Annotated in this window: 20 protein-coding genes; 15 read left to right on the top strand and 5 right to left on the bottom strand. The window is 69.1% G+C overall.

All coding sequences use genetic code 11. From position 1 onward, the window contains the following. Positions 1-324 precede the first annotated feature (324 nt). The 7 genes from AC1DBE_RS03790 (at position 325) to AC1DBE_RS03760 (ending at position 9,127) form a co-directional block, all read left to right on the top strand. Entirely contained in the window at positions 325-2,127 is a 1,803-nt protein-coding gene (locus tag AC1DBE_RS03790) for a hypothetical protein (RefSeq protein WP_476879207.1), read from the top strand. A gap of 115 nt (positions 2,128-2,242) precedes the next feature. After that, the gene (locus AC1DBE_RS03785) at positions 2,243-3,247 is read left to right on the top strand and encodes a co-chaperone YbbN (protein ID WP_476903010.1); all 1,005 of its coding nucleotides are present in this window, start codon (positions 2,243-2,245) and stop codon (positions 3,245-3,247) included. After that, on the top strand, positions 3,247-4,347 hold the full coding sequence (locus tag AC1DBE_RS03780) for an NADH:flavin oxidoreductase/NADH oxidase (protein WP_476969639.1): 1,101 nt from the start codon (positions 3,247-3,249) through the stop codon (positions 4,345-4,347). Before AC1DBE_RS03785 ends, AC1DBE_RS03780 begins: the two co-directional genes overlap by 1 nt. A gap of 130 nt (positions 4,348-4,477) precedes the next feature. Continuing rightward, the gene (locus AC1DBE_RS03775) at positions 4,478-5,251 is read left to right on the top strand and encodes an ABC transporter ATP-binding protein (protein WP_476879210.1); all 774 of its coding nucleotides are present in this window, start codon (positions 4,478-4,480) and stop codon (positions 5,249-5,251) included. Continuing rightward, entirely contained in the window at positions 5,233-6,804 is a 1,572-nt protein-coding gene (locus tag AC1DBE_RS03770; RefSeq protein WP_476969638.1) for a transporter, read from the top strand. Before AC1DBE_RS03775 ends, AC1DBE_RS03770 begins: the two co-directional genes overlap by 19 nt. Before the next feature lie 30 nt (positions 6,805-6,834). After that, positions 6,835-7,149 carry a DUF3039 domain-containing protein gene (locus tag AC1DBE_RS03765; protein WP_476880576.1) on the top strand — a complete coding sequence of 105 codons (315 nt, stop codon included), beginning with the start codon at positions 6,835-6,837 and terminating at the stop codon, positions 7,147-7,149. A gap of 193 nt (positions 7,150-7,342) precedes the next feature. Then, entirely contained in the window at positions 7,343-9,127 is a 1,785-nt protein-coding gene (locus tag AC1DBE_RS03760) for a DEAD/DEAH box helicase (RefSeq protein WP_476903007.1), read from the top strand. A 107-nt stretch (positions 9,128-9,234) separates the two neighbouring features. Here AC1DBE_RS03760 and AC1DBE_RS03755 read toward each other — a convergent pair whose 3' ends face one another. The 3 genes from AC1DBE_RS03755 to AC1DBE_RS03745 form a co-directional block, all read right to left on the bottom strand. Next, positions 9,235-9,582, bottom strand: a complete 348-nt coding sequence (locus AC1DBE_RS03755) for a hypothetical protein (RefSeq protein ID WP_476880577.1) — start codon at positions 9,580-9,582, stop codon at positions 9,235-9,237. Between the two features lie 78 nt (positions 9,583-9,660). Further along, complete coding sequence (locus AC1DBE_RS03750) at positions 9,661-10,305, bottom strand: isochorismatase family protein (protein WP_476969637.1); 645 nt, start codon at positions 10,303-10,305, stop codon at positions 9,661-9,663. Next, positions 10,306-11,634, bottom strand: coding sequence for a nicotinate phosphoribosyltransferase (locus tag AC1DBE_RS03745; protein ID WP_476969636.1), 1,329 nt, complete (start codon positions 11,632-11,634; stop codon positions 10,306-10,308). A 219-nt stretch (positions 11,635-11,853) separates the two neighbouring features. Here AC1DBE_RS03745 and clpS point away from each other — a divergent pair, with 219 nt between their 5' ends. The 6 genes from clpS (at position 11,854) to rdgB (ending at position 16,173) form a co-directional block, all read left to right on the top strand. Further along, entirely contained in the window at positions 11,854-12,222 is a 369-nt protein-coding gene (clpS, locus tag AC1DBE_RS03740; RefSeq protein WP_476903004.1) for an ATP-dependent Clp protease adapter ClpS, read from the top strand. Next, positions 12,215-12,775 (top strand): DUF2017 domain-containing protein, encoded by a 561-nt coding sequence (locus AC1DBE_RS03735; RefSeq protein ID WP_476903003.1) that lies wholly within the window; start codon positions 12,215-12,217, stop codon positions 12,773-12,775. The genes clpS and AC1DBE_RS03735 overlap by 8 nt, the downstream gene beginning before the upstream one ends. 67 nt (positions 12,776-12,842) lie before the next feature. Next, the gene (gene murI / locus AC1DBE_RS03730; RefSeq protein ID WP_476969635.1) at positions 12,843-13,913 is read left to right on the top strand and encodes a glutamate racemase; all 1,071 of its coding nucleotides are present in this window, start codon (positions 12,843-12,845) and stop codon (positions 13,911-13,913) included. Next, a complete protein-coding gene (locus AC1DBE_RS03725) occupies positions 13,910-14,707 on the top strand; it encodes an MBL fold metallo-hydrolase (protein WP_476969634.1) in 798 nt (265 codons plus the stop codon). The genes murI and AC1DBE_RS03725 overlap by 4 nt, the downstream gene beginning before the upstream one ends. Before the next feature lie 48 nt (positions 14,708-14,755). Next, positions 14,756-15,514: a ribonuclease PH gene (gene rph, locus AC1DBE_RS03720; protein ID WP_476880249.1), complete on the top strand. Its 759-nt coding sequence runs from the start codon at positions 14,756-14,758 to the stop codon at positions 15,512-15,514. Beyond that, positions 15,511-16,173 (top strand): RdgB/HAM1 family non-canonical purine NTP pyrophosphatase, encoded by a 663-nt coding sequence (gene rdgB, locus AC1DBE_RS03715; protein WP_476969633.1) that lies wholly within the window; start codon positions 15,511-15,513, stop codon positions 16,171-16,173. Before rph ends, rdgB begins: the two co-directional genes overlap by 4 nt. Before the next feature lie 40 nt (positions 16,174-16,213). On the opposite strand, the gene AC1DBE_RS03710 is transcribed toward rdgB, so the two are convergent. After that, a complete protein-coding gene (locus tag AC1DBE_RS03710; protein ID WP_476969673.1) occupies positions 16,214-16,927 on the bottom strand; it encodes a VTT domain-containing protein in 714 nt (237 codons plus the stop codon). A gap of 118 nt (positions 16,928-17,045) precedes the next feature. Between AC1DBE_RS03710 and AC1DBE_RS03705 the strand changes: the two genes are divergently transcribed. Together AC1DBE_RS03705 and AC1DBE_RS03700 are read left to right on the top strand one after the other, a co-directional pair. Continuing rightward, positions 17,046-18,053, top strand: coding sequence for a 3'-5' exonuclease (locus AC1DBE_RS03705; protein WP_476969632.1), 1,008 nt, complete (start codon positions 17,046-17,048; stop codon positions 18,051-18,053). A gap of 79 nt (positions 18,054-18,132) precedes the next feature. Further along, positions 18,133-18,684, top strand: a complete 552-nt coding sequence (locus AC1DBE_RS03700) for a DUF4395 domain-containing protein (protein ID WP_476903002.1) — start codon at positions 18,133-18,135, stop codon at positions 18,682-18,684. On the opposite strand, the gene AC1DBE_RS03695 is transcribed toward AC1DBE_RS03700, so the two are convergent. Further along, on the bottom strand, positions 18,671-19,795 hold the full coding sequence (locus tag AC1DBE_RS03695) for an ADP-ribosylglycohydrolase family protein (protein WP_476969631.1): 1,125 nt from the start codon (positions 19,793-19,795) through the stop codon (positions 18,671-18,673). The two genes, AC1DBE_RS03700 and AC1DBE_RS03695, sit on opposite strands and share 14 nt — an antisense overlap. Positions 19,796-19,865 lie beyond the last annotated feature (70 nt).

Genomic DNA, 19,865 nt, shown 5'->3' with positions numbered 1-19,865 from the left:
CCTGCAGCGGCCGCCCGGGGGCTGGAAAGCGTGGGAGTGGGCTCAAGCGGCGCCTGTGGCTGGCTGCCGGATTCCTGGCCTTCGGTGTGTCCGGCGGGGGACGACCCGGTGGATTCAGTCACTGCGTTGAATGCCCTTTTTGTCGGTAAATTCCCTGCAAAACCGCGGTTGCGGGCCGGGTGTGATGATCACCGCAAACACTATCAGCAGCCTTGCGAACTCGCGGGTTTCGGGCGCCCGGCGACGCGGGACCGGGGCTTGACAACGCCGCCGATCTGACTCGCAGGTAACAAAACGGTTACTCTTAAATCTACGTGTCCGCTGATGATAGGTAATATTTTGCGTTTCAAGACTGCAGTTGCACTTGTGCTGCTCGGCCTCCTGACACTGCTGGCCGGAATAGGCCAGAAGACGGTGTGGGCTCCGGCCGACACTTTCACCGCCACCGCGCCGACGGACGGCAAGGCCGCTCCGTTGACCGTCTTCGACCAGAAGCTGCGCACCCTGCACGGCGGCACGGTGAAGATCCATGTCAAGGGCGAAGGCAACTTTATGCTTGCCGCCGGCCGGCCGGATGACGTCGATGCGTGGGTCGGCAAGACCGCGCACAACACTGTCTCGGGAGTCTCCAGCGACGGCAAGTCGCTGCAGCTTGACCACACCGACGGCGACGCCGCCGCGCCCTCGCCGGCCGGCTCAGACCTGTGGGTGACCACGGAGAACGCCAGCGGCGACCTCGATTACACCTGGACGGCCCCGGCCGACGGTGACTGGTCCCTCCTGCTGGCCGCGGACGGCAAGAAGCCGGCTCCCGCCTCGGTCTCCATGACGTTCCCCAATGACACCTCCACACCGTGGGCCATCCCGCTGATGGTCCTCGGCGGGCTCCTGATCATCGCCGGCGGGGCGCTGCTGGTGCTCAAGCCGGGGCAGCGCAAGTCCGACGACGGCGGGTCCGCCACCGGCGGCCGCCGCAAGGAAAGCCTCTTCGCACGCCGGGCCCGGGCGCAGGCTGAGGCCCGTGCCGGGGCACGCGACGCCGGTGCGACCCCCGGTGAGACTTCCGCGCCCAAGGGCGCCGTGGAACGCGTAGCGGCCGGCGCCCCGGCCCGCCGCCGGTCAGCCGCGGCGGTAGCCCTGCTCACCGCCGCGGCCGTGGCGGGAACGGGCGTTGCCGCGCAGGCCAGCCAGACTCCGTCTCCGGCACCAAGCAGCTCCTCCTCCGCGTCCGCCGCGGCTCCCGATGCACCGGTCCTGCTGGACGCGCAGTTCCGCCGCATCCTGGAGCAGGTCTCCAGCGCCGTGGATGCCGGCGACGCCGCGAAGGACGCCGACAAGCTCGCCTCGCGGGTTGGGGCTACCGAACTTGAGGTGCGCAAACAGAACTACAAGATCCGCTCCAAGGTGGGCAGCTACGAATCGCGTATGCCGGTGCGGGCCACCAAGCTTCTCACCACCGTGGTCAGCAACAAGCGTGACTGGCCGCGTTCCGTCCTGGCTGTCACGCAGGGCGACGGCAACGTGGTCCCGCAGCTGCTGACCCTCGTGCAGGCCTCGCCACGGGAGAACTACAAGCTGGTCGGCGCGACCCCGCTGCAGCCCGGCACCACGTTCCCGGGCATCAACCGCGGGGGTACCGAAACGCTGGCCGCATCGGACAAGTCCGGCCTGCTGTACAGCGGTCAGGAAGCCCTGTCCGGCCTGGGCGACCGGCTGACCAAGGCCGACTCGGCGTTCAAGGACAAGCTCTCCGAGGGCCAGTCGTCGCCGTACATCGCGGACACGCTGGCGTACCAGAAGGACGTGGTGAAGTCCGGCGCCAACGGCAACTTCTCCTTCAGCCACAAGGTGGTGCCCGAGGACACCGTGGTGTTCCGGACGGCCGACGGCGGTGCCCTGGTCCTGGGGCGGTTGGACTTCGCCTTCGACGGCACGCCGAAGAACTCCGGTGACAAGCTGACGATCGGGAACGACGCGGCAGCCCTGGCCGGCGGCAAGGAAACCAGCACCGGAATGGTCCTGAACTTCGCCGAAGCCGTGGCCGTCTACGTGCCGCCGACCGGCTCGAAGGATTCGATGAAGCTGGTCGCCGCCACCCGCGGCCTGGTGGGCGCGAAATTCAAGTAGTCCCCACAGGGACCTGACTGCCCGGCACCACCAGCCGGCAAACCACCCAGCAACGACCGGGCCGCCTCCGCGGCCCGGTCGTTGCTGCATGGGGCGGAGTGGATAGAGTGGAGCCATGACTTCGCCAGCTTCCCGTCCGGTCCCGCCGGCGGCCGCCAGCCCGCTCAACCTGCGGGGCGCCGTCGACCTCTCCTCCCTCAAACAGCGCCCCGCGCCGCCCGCGGGTGGCCGCCCGCCGGCCACCGGAAGCGGGGCAACCGGTGCGGACACCGCGGAGGGCGGTGGTCCGGCCGGAGCGCCGCTTCGCGTGGACGTCACGGAGACCAACTTCCAGGAACTCGTGGACCTTTCCGCGCAGGTTCCCGTGGTGATTGCGCTGTGGGCTGCCTACTCGCCGGGCTCATCGCAGGTTGTGGACGTGCTGGAGCAGATCGTCGAAAGCTACGAGGGCCGGCTGGTCCTCGGCGCCGCAGACATCGAGGCGTTTCCCCAGCTTGCGCAGGCCTTCCAGGTGCAGGCCGTTCCGACCGCCGTCGCCGTGGTCAAGGGCCAGCCCGTGCCGTTGTTCCAGGGCGGTGCCGAGGAACAGCAGGTGCGCAGTCTCTTCGACGAACTGCTTAAGGTTGCGGCCGCCAACGGGGTGACCGGCAGGATCGGCGCCGGCGGCCCCGGGGCCGCCGAGGCGGAGGCGCCGCCGCTGCCCCCGCTGCACCAGAAAGCGTTTGATGCCATCGAGGCCGGTGACTACGACGGCGCCGCCGCCGCGTACCGGCAGGCGCTGACGGAGATGCCGGCCGACGCCGAGGCGAAGGCCGGGCTGGCCCAGGTGGAGCTGATGGGCCGCCTGCAGGCGCTCTCCGCGGACGAAACGGACGCGCTGCGCGGCCGCGCCGCCACGGAGCCGGACAACCTGCAGTCCCAGCTCGCCGTCGCGGACCTCGACATCGCCGGGGGTCACGTTGAGGACGGCCTCGGCAGGATTGTGGCGTTCATCGGCCGGAACTTCGGGCCGGAACGCGAGACTGCCCGGGTGCGCCTGCTGGAGCTCTTCGACGTCGTGGGAACCACCGACGAACGGGTCGCGAAGGCCCGGCAGAACCTCGCGCGGGTGCTGTTCTGATGGGGTCCGCACTCTTCACCCCGCTGGACCTGCGCTCCCTGCGCCTGGAACACCGCGGCTGGGTCTCGCCGATGTGCCAGTACAGCTGCGACCCGGACACCGGCGAGGGCGTGCCCAACGACTGGCACCTGATGCACCTGGGGTCCTTCGCCACCGGCGGGGCCGCCCTCATCTTGACGGAGGCGGCCGCCGTGAACGCCGCCGGCCGGATCAGTCCCCGCGACGCGGGACTCTACAACGATGCCCAGGCCGAGGGCTGGGAACGGATTGTGTCCTTTGTGCACAGGAACGGCTCCGCCAACGCCAAGATCGGCACGCAGCTGGCCCACGCAGGCCGCAAGGCGTCCAGCTACTGGCCGTTCTCGGGGAAGGCCGGCACGGTCCCGGCTTCTGAGGGCGGCTGGGACACCGTGGGGCCCGGCACCGGCGCCTTCGACGGCTACGCCCCGCCGTCGGCCATGACAACCGAGGAGATCGACGGCGTGATCGCCGACTTCACCGCCGCCGCGGTCCGCGCCGTACACGCCGGCTTCGACACCATCGAACTGCACGGCGCCCACGGTTACCTGCTGCACCAGTTCCAAAGCCCGCTGGTCAACGACCGGACGGACCACTGGGGCGGCGACGAGGACGGCCGCAACCGCCTCACCCTCGCCGTGGTCGATGCCGTGCGGGCGGTCATCCCTGACTCCATGCCGTTGCTCCTCCGGATCTCCGCGTCCGACTGGGCGGAGGGCGGCATCGACGCCGAAGCGTCGGTGCGGCTGGCCCGCGCCGCCGGGGAACACGGCGTCGACCTTGTGGACGTCTCCAGCGGCGGCGCCGTCGCCCATCAGTCCATCCCGGTAGGCCCCGGCTACCAGACCGGATTCAGCGCCCGGATCCGGCGCGAAGCCGGGGTCCGCACCGGCACCGTGGGGCTCCTGACCTCCGCGGGCCAGGCCGAGCACGCCGTCGCGACCGGGCAGGCGGACGGGGTGTTCATCGCCCGGGCCGCGCTGCGGGATCCGCACTGGTGGCTGCGCGCCGCGTTCGAACTGGGCCACGACCTTGCCTGGCCGCCGCAGTACGAGCGGGCCATCCCGCGGCACTCATTCTAGGCCCGCCCGGACCCCGTCAGGCTGCCCGCGCCGCCCCAGCATTCCGGCGCGGGTAGTCCGAAGGGATGAGCCTGCGAAGTACTACTTCCGGAGGACCCGCGGCGGCGGCGCCGGCGGTTAGTCTAACGACATGACTTTCCAGACGCCGCCCGTCCCGGCGCTGGCCCTGCGCGGGCTGGCCAAACGCTTCGGCACGAAGATCGCCGTCGACGGCATCAGCCTCGACGTTCCGGCCGGCTCCTTCTACGGCATTGTGGGCCCCAACGGCGCCGGGAAAACCACCACACTGTCAATGGCCACCGGCCTGCTCCGCCCGGACTTCGGTACCGCGCTGGTGCACGGCACGGATGTCTGGCAGCACCCGCACGCGGCAAAGAAGCTGATGGGGGTGCTTCCGGACGGGGTCCGGCTCTTTGACCGCCTGACCGGCGAACAACTGGTGACCTATGCCGGACTGCTGCGCGGTATGCCGCGGGACGTGGTGGCTTCCCGTGTGGCGGACCTGCTGGCCGCGCTGGACCTGGAACAGGACGGGCGCACCCTCGTCGTGGACTATTCCGCCGGTATGACTAAAAAAATCGCCCTCGCCTCCGCCCTGGTCCACGCGCCGAGGCTCCTGGTGCTGGACGAGCCGTTCGAATCGGTGGACCCTGTTTCCGCCGCCAACATCCGTGACATCCTGGACCGCTATGTCGCATCCGGCGGCACGGTGATCGTCTCCAGCCACGTGATGGACCTTGTGCAGCGGATGTGCGACCACGTCGCCGTCGTGGCCGGCGGGCGGGTACTGGCCGCCGGCACCACCGAGGAGGTGCGGGCCGGGCAATCACTGGAGGACCGCTTCGTGCAGCTGGTCGGCGGCCGCAGTCGGACGGAGGGACTCGAGTGGTTGCGCACCTTCTAAGGCTCAAACTCACCCTGCTGCGCAACGGACTGCGGCGCAGCCCGTGGCAGCTGGTGGGGCTTGGTATCGGGGTGCTCTACGCCCTGGGCATCGTCGCGCTGGGCGTCACCGGCCTGCTGCACCTGCGCGGGGCCGACGCCGGGACCGCCCAGACGGTGGTGGTGCTTGGCGGTGCCGCCGCGGTGCTGGGCTGGGGCATCATTCCCATCGTGGCGTCGGCGGCGGACATGACGCTGGACCCGGCCAGGTTCACCACGTTCGCTGTGCCAATGCCGCAATTGCTGGCCGGACTGGCAGTTGCGGGCCTGATCGGCATCCCGGGCGCGGCCACGACGCTGGTGGCCCTGGCCACCGTAGGCACCTGGTCCCGCAGCGTCCCGGCTGCCGCCGGTGCCCTTGCCGGTGCGGTCCTCGGTGTGCTGACGTGCGTGGTGCTCTCCAAGGTGGTCACCGCCGCCACGGCCGGCCTGGCCAGTTCGCGGCGCTTCAAGGATGTCAGCGCGATCGCTTTCCTCATCCCGCTGGTGCTGATGGGGCCGATCGTGGCCGGCATCGCCCGGGGGATCGCGGGCTCCGCCGGCTTTATGGCCGAGCTCGCGGCGTTCGTGGCGTGGACCCCGGCCGGGGCAGCCTGGGCCGTGGGCGGCGAGTTCGCCGCCGGAAACACCGGGGCGGCCGTCCTCAAGCTGCTGATCGCAGTGCTCTCCCTGGCCGTCCTGGCCCTGTGCTGGAAGGCGCTGCTGCAGCGGGCCCTTGTCACGCCGCCCTACGCTGGCACCGCCAAGAAGAAAGCGTCCGGGACCGGTCTCTTCGCCCTGGTGCCGGCTACCCCCACCGGGGCTATCGTGGCACGCTCGCTCAGTTACTGGCTGCGCGACCCCCGGTACGCCGGATCCATGGTGGTGGTGCCGCTCCTGCCGGTGCTGCTCTGGTTCCAGGCCAGCCAGACCGGGGTGTACGGCATGTTCCAGCTCGTGGGGCCGCTGACGGCATTCCTGCTGGCCTGGGCCATCTCCTCGGATGTTTCCTACGACAGCACCGCCTTTGCCCTCCACGTCTCCGCCGGAGTGCGCGGACTGCACGACAGGCTGGGCCGGGCTATGGCGTGCCTGGTGTTTGCCTTGCCCGTGGTGCTGGTGTTCAGTGTCCTGCCGATGTTTGTGACCGGCGCGTGGGCCCTGCTGCCCGGGATCCTCGGCCTCGCGCTGGGTGTGCTCTTCACCGGGCTGGGGCTCTCCTCGGTGGTCTCGGCACGGTACACCGTGCCCGTGCCACTTCCCGGGGACAGCCCCTTTAAGAAGCCGCCGGGCAACGTGGCGCAAACCCTCGCGGTGCAGTTTGGCGGCATGGCCGTCCTCCTGCTGCTGGTGAGCCCGGAGGTTGTGCTGGTGGTCCTGCAGTTCACCGCAGGAAGCACGCTCCCCGGCTGGATTTGCCTTGCCCTTGGGCCGGCCCTGGGCCTCGCGCTGTTCGCTGCCGGGGTGCGGCTGGGCGGCCGGTGGTTCGATTACCGGGCCCCGGAACTGCTTGCGCAAGTGTCCGTTGACCGCTGAGGGGAAGCTAAGATGGATGACATGACGAGCATGACGGATCCCATCAAGAGTGCCTTGGACGATGACCCGATGCGTGAGCTCTCCGGAGCCGGGACGTCGACGGCCACCATTGAGCGCGAGGAACTGCGCCAGGAAGTCGAGCCCGGCGACCGGGAACGCTTCTCGCACTACGTGCGCAAGGAAAAAATCATGGAGTCCGCTCTCTCGGGTGAACCCGTCATCGCGCTCTGCGGTAAAGTCTGGACCCCGGGCCGGGACCCGAAAAAGTTCCCGGTCTGCCCCGAGTGCAAAGAGGTCTACGAAGGCCTGCGCCCGGGCGGCGACGGCGGCGACTCCGGGAAGTAGGGCTACGACAGAAGGCCTCCGCGCGGCGGCTTCACAGCGCCGTGGGACGGGCCGCTGCCGCGTGCCCCCCGCGGCCGGATAGGCGTTCCGTTGCCGTCCTGATATCCGGTTCATCCGAAAAAAGATTGGTGTTTTTGTGCTTACTTGGGTTTCTCCGGAACCGGCTGCCGTGCGCGGACGGGAGGGCTCCTAAGTGACGGAGACACTCTTCGGCGGACCCGTGCTGCCGCCCGCGTATCCCGAGCGGGCCGCGTGGGGTACCGCCCCGAAACTGCGTGCCTGGCAGCAGGAGGCACTGGACAGCTACTTCGGCGCCAGCCCCAAGGACTTCCTGGCAGTCGCTACCCCCGGTGCCGGTAAGACAACTTTCGCCCTCCGTGTGGCCTCGATGCTCATCGAGGCCGGTGTGGTTAACCGGGTGACGATCGTGGCCCCGACGGACCACCTGAAACGCCAGTGGGCAGATGCCGCCGCGAAGGTTGGCATCGCCATTGACCCGAACTTCAAAAACGCCGACGGCCAGCACGGCCGCGGCTTCATCGGCGTCGCCGTCACCTATGCTCAGGTCGCCAGCAAGCCGATGCTGCACCGGGCCAAAACCGAGGCCGCGCGCACGCTGGTGATCCTCGACGAAATCCACCACGGCGGTGAGGCGCTCTCCTGGGGCGATGGCCTGCGCGAGGCCTTCGACCCGGCCGCCCGGCGCCTGTCCCTGACCGGTACCCCGTTCCGCTCCGACACGTCGCCCATCCCGTTTGTCGAGTACACCGAGGACCGCGACGGCATCCGCCGCTCCAAAGCCGATTACACCTACGGCTACGGCAAAGCCCTGCGGGACCACGTGGTCCGGCCGGTGATGTTTATGGCGTACTCCGGCCAGATGCGCTGGCGGACCAGCGCCGGCGACGAAATGGCCGCCTCGCTCGGTGAGTCGGCGGTGACCAAGGACATCACCTCCCAGGCCTGGCGGACGGCGCTCAACCCCGCCGGCGAATGGATCCCCGCGGTCCTCGCCGGAGCGGACAAACGCCTCAGCGAGGTGCGCCGCACCGTGCCCGACGCCGGCGGCCTGGTCATTGCCACCGATCACGACGACGCGCGTGCGTACGCCGGCCAGCTGAAGCGGATCACCGGGGAGTCGCCCACCGTCATCCTCTCCGACGACGCCAAGGCCTCGAACAAGATCGAGGAATTCTCCGCCGGCGACAAGCGCTGGATGGTCGCGGTCCGTATGGTTTCCGAAGGTGTTGACGTGCCGCGGCTGTCCGTAGGTGTCTATGCGACTTCGACGTCCACACCGCTGTTCTTCGCCCAGGCCGTGGGCCGTTTTGTGCGTGCGCGCAAGCGCGGCGAAACGGCGTCGGTCTTCCTGCCGTCCGTGCCGCAGCTGATGGCGCTGGCGAACTCCATGGAGGCCGAGCGCGACCACGCACTGGACCGGCCCGAGAAGGAAGACGGCGACGGGCTCTTCAACCCCGAAGATTCGCTGATGGACGAGGCCAACCGCGAGGAAAAGGCCTCGGACACGCTGATGAAGGGCAAATTCGAGGCCCTCGACTCGCAGGCGTCCTTTGACCGGGTGCTGTTCGACGGCGGCGAATTCGGGACCGGCGGCGAGGTGGGCTCCGAAGACGAGCTGGACTTCCTGGGCATCCCCGGCCTGCTCGATGCAGAGCAGGTGGGCACCCTGCTCCGCCAGCGCCAGCACGATCAACTCAACCGCAAGAACAAGCGCGCCCCGCAGCCGGAGGCGGCCCGCGAGGCACCAGCCCTCCCGGACCACAGGATGCTGATGGACCTGCGCACCGAGCTGGCCAAGAACGTCGCGGCCTGGTCCGCGCGGACCGGGACACCGCACGGGGTCATCCACACCAAACTGCGGACGGTGTGCGGCGGCCCGGCCGTGGCCCAGGCCAACGAGGAGCAGTTGCAGACCCGGCTCCGGAAGCTCCAGGACTGGTTCATCGGCCGCAAGTAGGTCCCCCCGGCGGGACTGTGCAGCCGGACGGTGGTGCGGGCACAAAAAAGGGACCGGGGGACCGGTCCCTTTTTCGTGCAGTTATGGTGCTGGTGCCGCGGCTCCGGCTACTGGCCCGCGCCGCAAACCTTGCTGTAGGCCTGGCCCGCGGCCGAGTAGTCGGCCTTCATGGTGTCCAGCTTGGCGGTGTCCGGCGTCGGTTTCGCCGCTTCGTCGAAGTATTCGATGATCGTCTGCAGCGGATCCCGGAGGTCATCGGAAGCCGCCGCCTCGATCGGCCGGAGCTGGTTCGCGACCTTGTTCATGCCGGCCTTGTCCGACGAGGCGGACTGGGCGGAGACGACGGTCTTGACCCGGGCGCAGGTTTCTTGGTTGGTCAGCTGCGGGGAGGCCGTGCAGGCGGCTGCGCCGAGCAGGGTCCCGGCAGCGATCAGGACGGTCAGGGTCTTCTTCATGGTGTACTCCGGGATTTTACGGTCCGACGTTACTGGCAAGGATTCCGAGTCTACTGTGCGGCCGGGGCCGCGGCGATCTCAGCTAAGGTCCACGCCGCCGAGCTCCATTTCGGCGAAGGCGTCGTCGAGGTCGTCGGCGATCCCGACGGTGAGCCCGCGCAGGACGGTGACGGAGTAGCCTGCCTGGACGGCGTCCAGGGCGGTGGCTTTCACACAATGGTCGGTGGCGATCCCCACCACCACCACCTCCTCGACGTCGTGGCTCTGCAGCCAGTCGTCCAGGCCGATGGCGTCCTCATCGGCCGCGAAAGCGTCCGCATCGACGGCGCCTGCCACGGGCAGGGAGCCGGGGGTGCGGTCGCCGGTGGGGACGGCGTCGTCAGGAGCGAGCAGGCCTTCGAACCCCGAGTACGCCGCCGTGAACTGTCCCTTACGGAAATAGGCCTCGACGTACTCGGTGTCCAGGTCCGGGTGCAACTCGGCGCCGCGGGTGCCCGCGACACAATGCGGCGGCCAGCTGTCGAGGAAGTCGGGCTGCTCGGAGAAGTGGGCGCCCGGCTCGATGTGCCAGTCCTGGGTGGCGACGACGTGGTCGAACTGGCCGTGGTGGGCGTCAACGTATTCGCTGATCTCCGCGGCCAGGGCCGCCCCGCCGTCGACCGGGAGTGTCCCGCCCTCGCAGAAATCGTTCTGGACGTCAACGATGATCAGGGCGCGGGACATTCAGTCCTCCTCGTAGATGGTCGGGATGGCGGCGTCGCCGCGCTGCAGGCGGTTGACCACGGCCGGGAGCTCCTTCATGCTGTCGGCGTGCCGCTGGCGGGCGCGGACCACCCCGTCCGGGCCCGTCCAGCCCGGCAGCAGCTCGCCGTTCTTGATGAACTGCTGCAGCAGCTGCCGGTCGTTGCCGTCGTCGTCCGGCCGGTGCCCGATGCCGACGATCTCCTGGGTGGCGGTGCCGCGGTCGTTGAGGCGGCGCAGGGCGTACTTGCGGCCGCCCTTGCTCGTTTTGTTCTTCGCGGCCTTAGCGACCGGCACAAACGTGCCGTTGTCGTCGGTGCGGCTGACCAGTTTGTAGACCATGCTTGCCGTTGGCGCGCCGGAGCCGGTGACCAGCGAGGTACCGACGCCGTAGGAGTCCACCGGGGCGGACTGGAGCGCCGCGATGGCGAATTCGTCCAGGTCCGAGGTGACGATGATCCTGGTGTTTTCGTTGCCGAGCTCATCGAGCAGCTGCCGGACCCACTGGGCCTGCGCCACGAGGTCACCGGAGTCGAGCCGGACCGCGCCGAGTTTGTCGCCGGCAAGTTCGACGGCGGTACGGACCGCGGCTTCGACGTCGTAGGTGTCCACCAGCAGCGCCGTTCCGGCGCCCATCGAGGCAAGCTGTGCTTCAAACGCCTCGCGTTCCGTGTCATGCAGCAGGGTGAAGGAGTGCGCCGCGGTGCCCACCGTCTTGATCCCGTAGCGGCGGCCGGCCTCAAGGTTGGAGGTGCTGTCAAAGCCGGCGATCACTGCCGCGCGGGCGGCGGCCACGGCGGATTCCTCCTGGGTCCGCCGGGAGCCCATCTCGACGCAGGGGCGGGTTCCCGCAGCTGTGATCATGCGGGAGGCCGCCGATGCGATCGCGCTGTCATGGTTGAGGATCGAGAGGATGTACGTCTCGAGGATGCAGGCCTCGGCGAAGGTGGATTCGACGATCAGGATGGGGGAGTTGGGGAAGTACGCCTCACCTTCCGCGTAGCCCCAGATGTCGCCGGAAAAGGAGAAGTTGGCGAGGTACTCGAGGGTTTCCTCGTTGACCACCTTGGTCCGGCGCAGGTAGTCGATCTCGGCGTCGCCGAAGCGAAATCCGGCGATGCCCTCCAGCAGCCGCCCTGTACCGGCCACAATCCCGTAGCGCCGTCCGTCCGGCAGCCGCCGGGCGAACGCTTCGAACACCGACTTGCGGTGCGCGGCGCCCGAATGCAGTGCGGCCTGCAGCATGGTCAGCTCGTAGTGGTCGGTGTACAGGGACGTGCGGGGATGGTCCCAGCCAGCTGAGGTACTCACAAAATCACTCTAGTCCCCACCGGCTCCCTCGTCTCGCTCCGCTTCGCCGTGGGGCCCTCGCCGGTGTGGGCCCACCCACCGGCTCCCTCGTCTCGCTCCGCTTCGCCGTGGGGCCCTAGCCGGTGTGGGCCCACCCACCGGCTCCCTCGTCTCGCTCCGCTTCGCCGCGGGGCCCTCGCCGGTGTGGGCCCACCAGTATGGTCCCCATAGAATGGACAGATGACCCTCAGCGTTGCGCTCGGCCCTGACACCAAGGAGAGCACCCAGACCGGAACAGCGACGTCGACAGACGTCCTGACCGCTCCGGACATCCCTTGGAACCTCGTGATCTGGAATGATCCGGTAAACCTGATGAGCTATGTGAGCTATGTCTTCCGCAGCTATTTCGGCTACTCCGAGGCCAAGGCCAACAAACTCATGCTGGAGGTCCACAAGAAGGGCCGCTCCATCGTGGCGCACGGCAGCAAGGAACAAGTCGAACAGCACGCGGTGGCCATGCACGGCTACGGCCTGTGGGCCACCGTGGAGAAGGCGGCCGGGCACGGCGGGGGCACCGGATCAGGCAAGGGCAAAGGAAAACGTGGCTAAGGCATTCAAGTACGGGCTCAAGGGCATCACCGGTTACCTCGAGCCGGCCGAACGCGACCTGCTGCGCAGCCTCTTTGACGACGTCATCTCCATGCTGGAACCGGAGGAACGGGCCAACCAGGATCCGCTCGCGGCCCTGGTCGGGCTGGACACGGAGGCCCGCGAGCCCTCCGACCGGGCTCTCCGCCGCCTCCTGCCCAACGTCACCAAGGACGACGACCAGGCCTCCCTGGAGTTCCGCCGCTACACCGAGCGTTCCCTGCGGGAGGCCAAGATCGGTGCCCTGAAGGCTGCCGCCCTGGGCCTGGACAAAGACGAACTGGTGCTGACCGGGGCCGACGCACGGCACTGGTCCACGGCCCTGAACGATGTCCGGCTGGTGCTTGCCGAGCGCCTCGATATCCGCGACGACGCCGACGCCGAGCACGTCCACCGGATGCAGGACTGGTCCCAGGCCGAGGACGTGGAGAGCTACCTGGCACTGGTTTACAACTTCACCACCTGGCTGCAGGAATCCCTGGTCCAGGCGATGCTGGCCTCGCTCGAGGCGTAGCCGCGGCCGGTACCCCCGCGCGGTGCGGGGTGTGACCTATCAGACACGAGTTGCTGGACACAATGTGATGGCCGCACTTGTAGCGAAGCCCTATCCTCGAATAATCATGACTTCAGCATCGAGCACGGATCAGGCGGCGGGCGCTGCGGCGCAGACCACAGCGGGCAGCGCCGGAAAATCCCTGCCGGGGGAGCGCCCTATCGGCGTTTTCGACTCCGGCGTCGGCGGCCTCACCGTGGCGCGGTCCATCATTGACCAGCTGCCCAACGAGTCCATTCTCTACGTCGGCGACACCGCCAACGGCCCGTACGGCCCGTTGCCCATCGCCGAGGTGCGCGCCAACGCGTTGGGGGTCATGGACGAACTGGTCGATTCCGGCGTCAAGCTGCTCACCATCGCCTGCAACTCCGCGTCCGCCGCTGTGCTCCGCGACGCCCGGGAACGGTACACCGCGCGTTACGGCATCCCCGTCATCGAGGTGATCCAGCCGGCCGTGCGCCGCGCGGTCGCCGCCACCCGGAACGGCAGGGTCGGCGTCATCGGCACCTCCGCGACCGTCGGCTCCCGCGCCTACGAGGACACCTTCGCCGCCGCGCCGGACCTGGAAATCACCTCCGCCGCCTGCCCGGCCTTCGTCCCGTACGTCGAGGCAGGGATCACCACCGGCCCCGAGCTGCTCGCCGTCGCCCGTGAATACCTGGCCCCGCTCACGGCGGCCGGCGTGGACACCGTGGTCCTCGGCTGCACCCACTACCCGCTGCTGACCGGGGTGATCTCCTTCGTCCTGGGCGAGGACGTCACCCTCGTCTCCAGCGCCGAGGAAACGGCGAAGGACGTCTACCGGGCCCTCGCCTCGCGCGGACTTGAACGGACCGGAACCACCGCCCCGGAGCACAACTTCATCGCCACAGGTGATGCCGCCCAGTTCGAGCACCTCGCGCGCAGGTTCCTCGGCCCCGAGGTCCTCAGCGTCCGGCACGTGGACCACGTCGCCGCTCAGTACCCCACCGGCAGCCTGGCCCGGATCACGCCGGAAATGATCGCCGCCGCCCAGGCGGGCGCCGACCGGCCGCGGATCTCCAACTTTGTTTCCGCCGATGCCCCGCAGCTGGCGGACCTGCGGAGGTCCGGCCGGTGAAACTGACCATTGTGGGCTGTACCGGATCTTTCCCGGGGCCCGGCTCACCGGCGTCGTGCTACCTGCTGACCGCGCACGACGGCGAGCGGACCTGGAAGATCGTGCTCGACCTCGGCAGCGGAGCGCTGGGAGCGATCCAGCGCTACACCGACCTCGAGGATATCGACGCGATTTTCCTGACCCACCTGCACCCGGACCACTGTATGGACCTGTGCGGGCTCCACGTTGCCGTCCGCTGGAAGCCGGGCGGCTGGGGGCGCGGCCGGATCCCGGTCTGGGGTCCCGCCGCCACGGCCGACCGGATGGCCACCGCCTACGGCCTGGACCTGGACCCGGGGATGCACGAGGAATTCGACTTCAGCAACTGGTCCGAGCGCAAGCCGGTGACGGTGGGCCCGTTCACGGTCACCCCCTTCGCGGTGAACCATCCCGTGGAGGAGGCCTACGCCCTGCGGGTGGAGGTCACGGAACCGGACAAGGACGGCACTCCGGTGACCCGGGTGCTTGGGTACTCGGGCGACACGGACTCCTGCGCCGGGCTCGAGGACGCGGCCCGGGACGCTGACCTGTTCCTGTGCGAAGCCGCGTTCGAGGAAGGCCGCGACGACGACATCAAGGACGTGCACCTGACCGGCAAACGTGCCGGCGAGGCGGCCGTGGCCGCCGGGGCGCGGCGGCTCCTGCTCACGCACATCCCCGTCTGGACTTCCCAGATCACCGTCACCGCCGAGGCCAAAGCGGTCTTCGGCCAGCACGTGGCCGTCGCCGTGGCGGGCGTGCACTACACCGTCTGAGCACACCGCCGGGCGGAGGGCCTGCGCCGAGTCGATATGCTGGAGGGCATGACTTCCGAAGCGCTCACCACCCCCGTCATCCGCGCCGATGGCCGCACCCCCGACCAGCTCCGCCCGATCAGCATCACCCGCGGCTGGTCCAAGCAGGCCGAGGGCTCGGCCCTGATCGAGTTCGGCAACACCCGGGTGCTGTGCACGGCGTCGCTGACCGAGGGCGTGCCGCGCTGGCTGAAGGGTGAAGGCCGCGGCTGGGTCACCGCCGAATACGCCATGCTGCCGCGGGCCACCAACACCCGCTCCGCCCGCGAGTCCGTCAAGGGCAAGATTGGCGGCCGTACCCACGAGATCTCCCGGCTGATCGGCCGTTCGCTGCGTTCGATCATCGACACCAAGGCCCTGGGCGAAAACACGATCGTGCTGGACTGCGATGTCCTGCAGGCCGACGGCGGCACCCGGACGGCTGCCATCACCGGCGCCTACGTCGCCCTTGCCGAGGCGATCCGGTTCGCCCGGGAAAACAAGCTGATCGCCCGCAACGCCCAGCCGCTGGTGGACACCATCGCCGCTGTTTCGGTCGGGATCATCGACGGCGTTCCGATGCTGGACCTGCCCTACGTCGAAGACGTCCGCGCCGAGACGGACATGAACGTTGTGGTGACCGGTTCGGGCAAGTTCGTCGAGGTCCAGGGCACCGCCGAGGGAGCGCCGTTCGACCGCGACGAACTCAACAAGCTGCTGGACCTGGCCCTGCTGGGCACCGAGCAGCTCGCCGCGATCCAGCGCGAAACCCTGGCCGAGGCTCCGTGAGCGGCGCTGTCCCCGAGTCCCCGGCCACTCCGGTCCTGGTGCTGGCGACCCACAACCAGGGCAAGCTGCGGGAACTGCGGGAGCTGCTGCGCGGGCAGCTGCCGGGAATCGACGTCGACACCCAGGTGGTGGACGCGGGCGCCGTCGGTGCGCCCGACGTCGCCGAAACCGGTGTGACCTTCGCGGAGAACTCGCTGCTCAAGGCCCGGGCCGTGGCGGAAGCCACAGGCTTGGTCGCCATCGCCGACGACTCCGGCCTGGCCGTGGACGTCCTGGGCGGGGCGCCGGGCATCTTCTCGGCGCGCTGGGCCGGGCGGCACGGGGACGACGCCGCCAACCTCCAGCTGCTGCTGAACCAGCTTTCCGACGTCCCGGACGGGCACCGCGGCGCGGCGTTTGTCTGCGCAGCGGCCCTGGCCGTACCGGAGGGGGCGTCCGGGGGTGCGCGAGAAGTGGTGGAGTACGGCCAGCTCGAAGGCACGCTGTTGCGGGAGCCGCGCGGGGCCAGGGGCTTTGGCTACGACCCGGTGCTGCAGCCGAGCGGCCTGGACCGCAGCTGCGCCGAACTCAGTGCGGAGGAGAAAAACGCCATAAGCCACCGCGGCCACGCCTTCCGGGCGCTGCTGCCGGCCATCGTTGAGGCGCTGGCGGGCAGGTAGCCCGGGCTGGCGTGGCCGCTGGTCACTGCAGGGGTTTGGGCTAGGGCGTCTTGCGCTCGTCTTCGGGCTCGTGCTCCTCGATGAATTCCTCGACCACGCCGGTGCCGTACTTCTCGGCCTGGCGCTTGGCGATGAGGCCGCGGATGACCTCGATGCCGATCGGGATGACGGAGAGCAGCACGATCACGATGAAGATGATGTCCAGGTTGTCCCGGACCCACGGCACCGTGTCGCCGAGCAGGAAGCCCAGCAGCGTGACGCCGCCGCCCCAGAGCACGGCGCCGATGACGTTGTAGATGAAGAATTTCCGCTTGCTCATCTGCGCCACGCCGACAATCACCGGGACAAAGGTCCGGATGATGGGGACGAAGCGGGCCAGGATGAGCGCCTTGCCGCCGTGCTTCTCGAAGAAGGCGTGCGCGCTTTCGACGTTTTCGCGTTTGAACAGCTTGGAGTCAGGCTTGTTGAAGATCGCCGGGCCGGCCTTGGACCCGATGAGGTAGCCGGTCTGGTTGCCGATGATCGCGGAGACGATGATCAGCGCCGCAAGGGCCCAGATGTTGAACTTGATCGTGTCAGTGGCGACCAGCAGCCCGGCGGTGAACAGCATGGAGTCGCCCGGCAGGAAGAAACCGACCAGCAACCCGGTTTCGGCGAAGATGATCCCGCAGACCAGCACCACTACCCACGGTGCGAGGGCCGGGTCGGCGAGGAAGATCTGGGGGTTCAACCAGTCGGGCAGGAACGAGGCCATCTGCGGCTGGACCGGTCCGGCGCCTCCGAGGGTGGTCACGGCGAAGTGCAGGGTATTTGGGTTCACCTATCTAGGGTACTTGACCGGGTAGGGCCGGATCCGGCGCTAAAGTTGGACCGTGGGTTTGGACTTTACGGCGATCGACTTCGAGACCGCGAACGGCTTCCGCGGCTCGCCGTGCGCCGTCGGCCTCACCAAGGTCCGTGGCGGCGTCGTCGTCGAGGAAGCGTCGTGGCTGATGCGGCCGCCGGCGAACCATGACGCCTTTGACCACAACAACGTCCGTATCCACGGCATCCGGCCCGAGCAGGTGGCCGGGCTGCCCCGCTTCGGTGACCTGTTTCCCGAGATCGGCGCCTTCATTGGCAGTGACGTGATCGCCGCCCACAACGCCGCCTTCGACCTCGGTGTGATCCGTTCCGGCCTGGAAGTCTCCGGGCTGCCCGGGCCCGCCTACGACTTCGTCTGCACGGTGATGCTTTCCCGGCGCTGCTACTCCCTGGTGTCCAACTCGCTGCCCTACGCCGCGGAGGAGGCCGGTGTCCCGCTGGTCAACCACCACGACGCGGCCGAGGACGCCCGGGCCTGCGCCGGCATCCTGATCGATATCGCGGCCCGCAACGGCGCCGCCAGCATCGCCGAACTGTACCTCTCACTGGGGCTGATGGTATCCCGCCAGCCCGCGTTCGACCCCCGGACCGACCCGTTGTCCAAGGCGACGAGGTCCGCGCTCGAAGCGCTGGCTGCCGGGGCAGGCGCGGCGTCGGCCGCGCGGGCGTTCCGGCCTGGTTGGCCGGAGGAGGGTGCCAACCCCGTGCCGAACGCCGGGGCAGAACCGGGCCACCCCCTTTTCGGCCAGACCGTGGTGTTCACCGGCGAACTCGCCATTCCGCGGCCCGAGGCCAAGCTGCGTTCCGCCGAGCTGGGTGCGCGGCCGGAAAGCCGGGTCACGGCCCGCACAACTGTCCTGGTGGTGGGGGACGGCTTCGTCGCGGCTGACCTTCGCTCAGGCCGCCTGACGGGCAAGGCGCGCCGCGTCCTGGAACTGCACGACCGCGGCCAACGGATCGAAGTTCTTTCCGAGGGCGAGTTCCTCCAGATGGTCGGCGGACACTACGCGCCCTGAGGCGTTCGGGCGGCTGCGCCCAGGTCATACGACGCAATAAACATTTCGCCCGGCCATGGCCCGCTCCTAGCCTTGAATGATGAGCAAACTCATCCAGCCACCTGTCCGGGCGGACCAGGCACCCGCGGCCGACGCACCGGGCGGCATCGATTGGGGCAAGGTTTTCGCGTTCCCCAACCCGGTCAACGAGTACTCCGCACGGATCACGGCGGCGCTGGTGGTGCTGCTTTCACTCGCGACGCTTGTGACGGGGTCGGGCTGGGGACTGGCGGTGATCGCCATCGGGTTCTGGCTCCGGGTGTTGTTCGGTCCGCGGATCTCGCCGTTCGGCGTCCTTTCAGTCAAGGTCCTGACACCGCTGCTGGGCAAAAAGCGGCTGGTCCCCGGGCCGCCGAAGCGCTTTGCGCAGGGGATCGGGGCGGCGCTGTCGACGACGGCGGCTATCCTCTTCGCCGCCGGCCTGGCGCCCGCTGCCTGGATCCTGCTCGCAGCGCTGATCGCCGCTGCCTCCCTTGAGGCCTTCGCCGGTTTCTGCCTCGGCTGCGCGGTCTTCGGATTGCTGCAGCGCCGCGGACTCATCCCGGAGGACGTCTGCGAAGCCTGCAACAACATCTCGCTCAGGCGCCCGTAACCGCCGCCAGCCGTTCGGCCATACCCCGGATAACCTCCGGCGCCTCGAGGGCGGCGAGCCAATCCGCCGGCAGGCAGTCGATGCCGTAGTGCGCGCCCAGGATGTTGCCTGCGATGGAGGCGGTTGAGTCGCTGTCCCCGCTGTGGTTGACGGCCACCGCAATGGCCGCGCGGAAGTGCCCGGCCGGGCCTGCCGAGTCCGCCGTCGACGATGGTTCGGTCGCCAGCACCGCGTAGAGCGCGACGGCGAGTGCCTCCTCGGCCACCCAGCCTTCGCCCAGTTCCTGCACCAGTTCCTCGGCCGCCAGGACGCTCCCGCCGCCGGCGGCCGCGGCGAGGCTGAGGGATGCCGTGAGCCGCTCAACGAGCGCGGGGTCGGTTTCCTCGCCCTTCGGCAGCCTGCCTTCCTGCAGGTGCGCCAGCGCGAAATCCGCGGCCTCTTGCAGGCTCCGGCCGCCAATCAGTGCGTGGATCAGCAGGCTGAACACCGCGGCGCTCTGCCGGGCCGACGGGTGCCCGTGTGTCAGGGTGGCCGCGTCCGCGCTGAGTTTGTAGACAGCGTCGGCCTCGACGAAGGGGAGTAGCCCGAACGGTGCCGAGCGCATCACTGTCCCGCAGCCCTTCGAATCCGGGTTGACCGGCCGGTACACGGTTCCCATTTCGCCGGTGGCGAGGCCGCTGAGGCAGGCGTTGCCGGGCGCCCGGCGGTGCCGCAGGACCTCGTGGCTGTCGATCCAGCGCGGCGGCTGGAAAGGCGCGGACTCCGGCACTGCCACGCCCTGCGTCCCGAGCCAGCGCAGGTAGGCCAGCCAGATGCAGGCGTTGGTGTCCGCGGCGACACCGTCGTTGGCCCACTCCAGCGCCTCCAGCAGGCCGTCGGCGGTATAGAGGGTCATCTGCGTGTCGTCCGAGAAATGGCTGCCGGTGTGGAGGTCGGCGAAGTCCCGCAGGCCCGCGGGGCCGTATTCGGCACGGATCGCATCGATGGTGGCGAATTCCACCGCGTAGCCCAGCGAATCGCCCAGGGCGCCGCCGAGCAGGCAGCCGTGGATACGGGAGTTGTGGGTCGGGAGGGACGACGCCGCGGGGGCGCTGCCGGGATCGATGCTCATGCCTTCAAATTTACCCCGGCCGGGGGACCCGCCGGGATCGGCCGCCCGGTCCCGGTAGGGTGCTGTTGGC

It is taken from the genome of Arthrobacter sp. 10T416 (assembly GCF_056394165.1).
Note: the sequence above shows the minus strand (reverse complement) of the source record. Positions and strands in the feature narration are given on the sequence as shown.

Excerpts from the sequence above, each read along its gene's own strand:
- AC1DBE_RS03765 (WP_476880576.1), top strand. The coding sequence starts at position 6,835 with ATGACGGATCCCATCAAGAGTGCCTTGGACGATGACCCGATGCGTGAG.
- murI (WP_476969635.1), top strand. The coding sequence starts at position 12,843 with ATGGCCGCACTTGTAGCGAAGCCCTATCCTCGAATAATCATGACTTCA.
- AC1DBE_RS03790 (WP_476879207.1), top strand. The coding sequence starts at position 325 with ATGATAGGTAATATTTTGCGTTTCAAGACTGCAGTTGCACTTGTGCTG.
- AC1DBE_RS03780 (WP_476969639.1), top strand. The coding sequence starts at position 3,247 with ATGGGGTCCGCACTCTTCACCCCGCTGGACCTGCGCTCCCTGCGCCTG.
- AC1DBE_RS03695 (WP_476969631.1), bottom strand. The coding sequence starts at position 19,795 with ATGAGCATCGATCCCGGCAGCGCCCCCGCGGCGTCGTCCCTCCCGACC.
- AC1DBE_RS03750 (WP_476969637.1), bottom strand. The coding sequence starts at position 10,305 with ATGTCCCGCGCCCTGATCATCGTTGACGTCCAGAACGATTTCTGCGAG.
- AC1DBE_RS03700 (WP_476903002.1), top strand. The coding sequence starts at position 18,133 with ATGAGCAAACTCATCCAGCCACCTGTCCGGGCGGACCAGGCACCCGCG.
- clpS (WP_476903004.1), top strand. The coding sequence starts at position 11,854 with ATGACCCTCAGCGTTGCGCTCGGCCCTGACACCAAGGAGAGCACCCAG.
- AC1DBE_RS03775 (WP_476879210.1), top strand. The coding sequence starts at position 4,478 with ATGACTTTCCAGACGCCGCCCGTCCCGGCGCTGGCCCTGCGCGGGCTG.
- AC1DBE_RS03755 (WP_476880577.1), bottom strand. The coding sequence starts at position 9,582 with ATGAAGAAGACCCTGACCGTCCTGATCGCTGCCGGGACCCTGCTCGGC.
- rph (WP_476880249.1), top strand. The coding sequence starts at position 14,756 with ATGACTTCCGAAGCGCTCACCACCCCCGTCATCCGCGCCGATGGCCGC.
- AC1DBE_RS03785 (WP_476903010.1), top strand. The coding sequence starts at position 2,243 with ATGACTTCGCCAGCTTCCCGTCCGGTCCCGCCGGCGGCCGCCAGCCCG.
- AC1DBE_RS03710 (WP_476969673.1), bottom strand. The coding sequence starts at position 16,927 with ATGGCCTCGTTCCTGCCCGACTGGTTGAACCCCCAGATCTTCCTCGCC.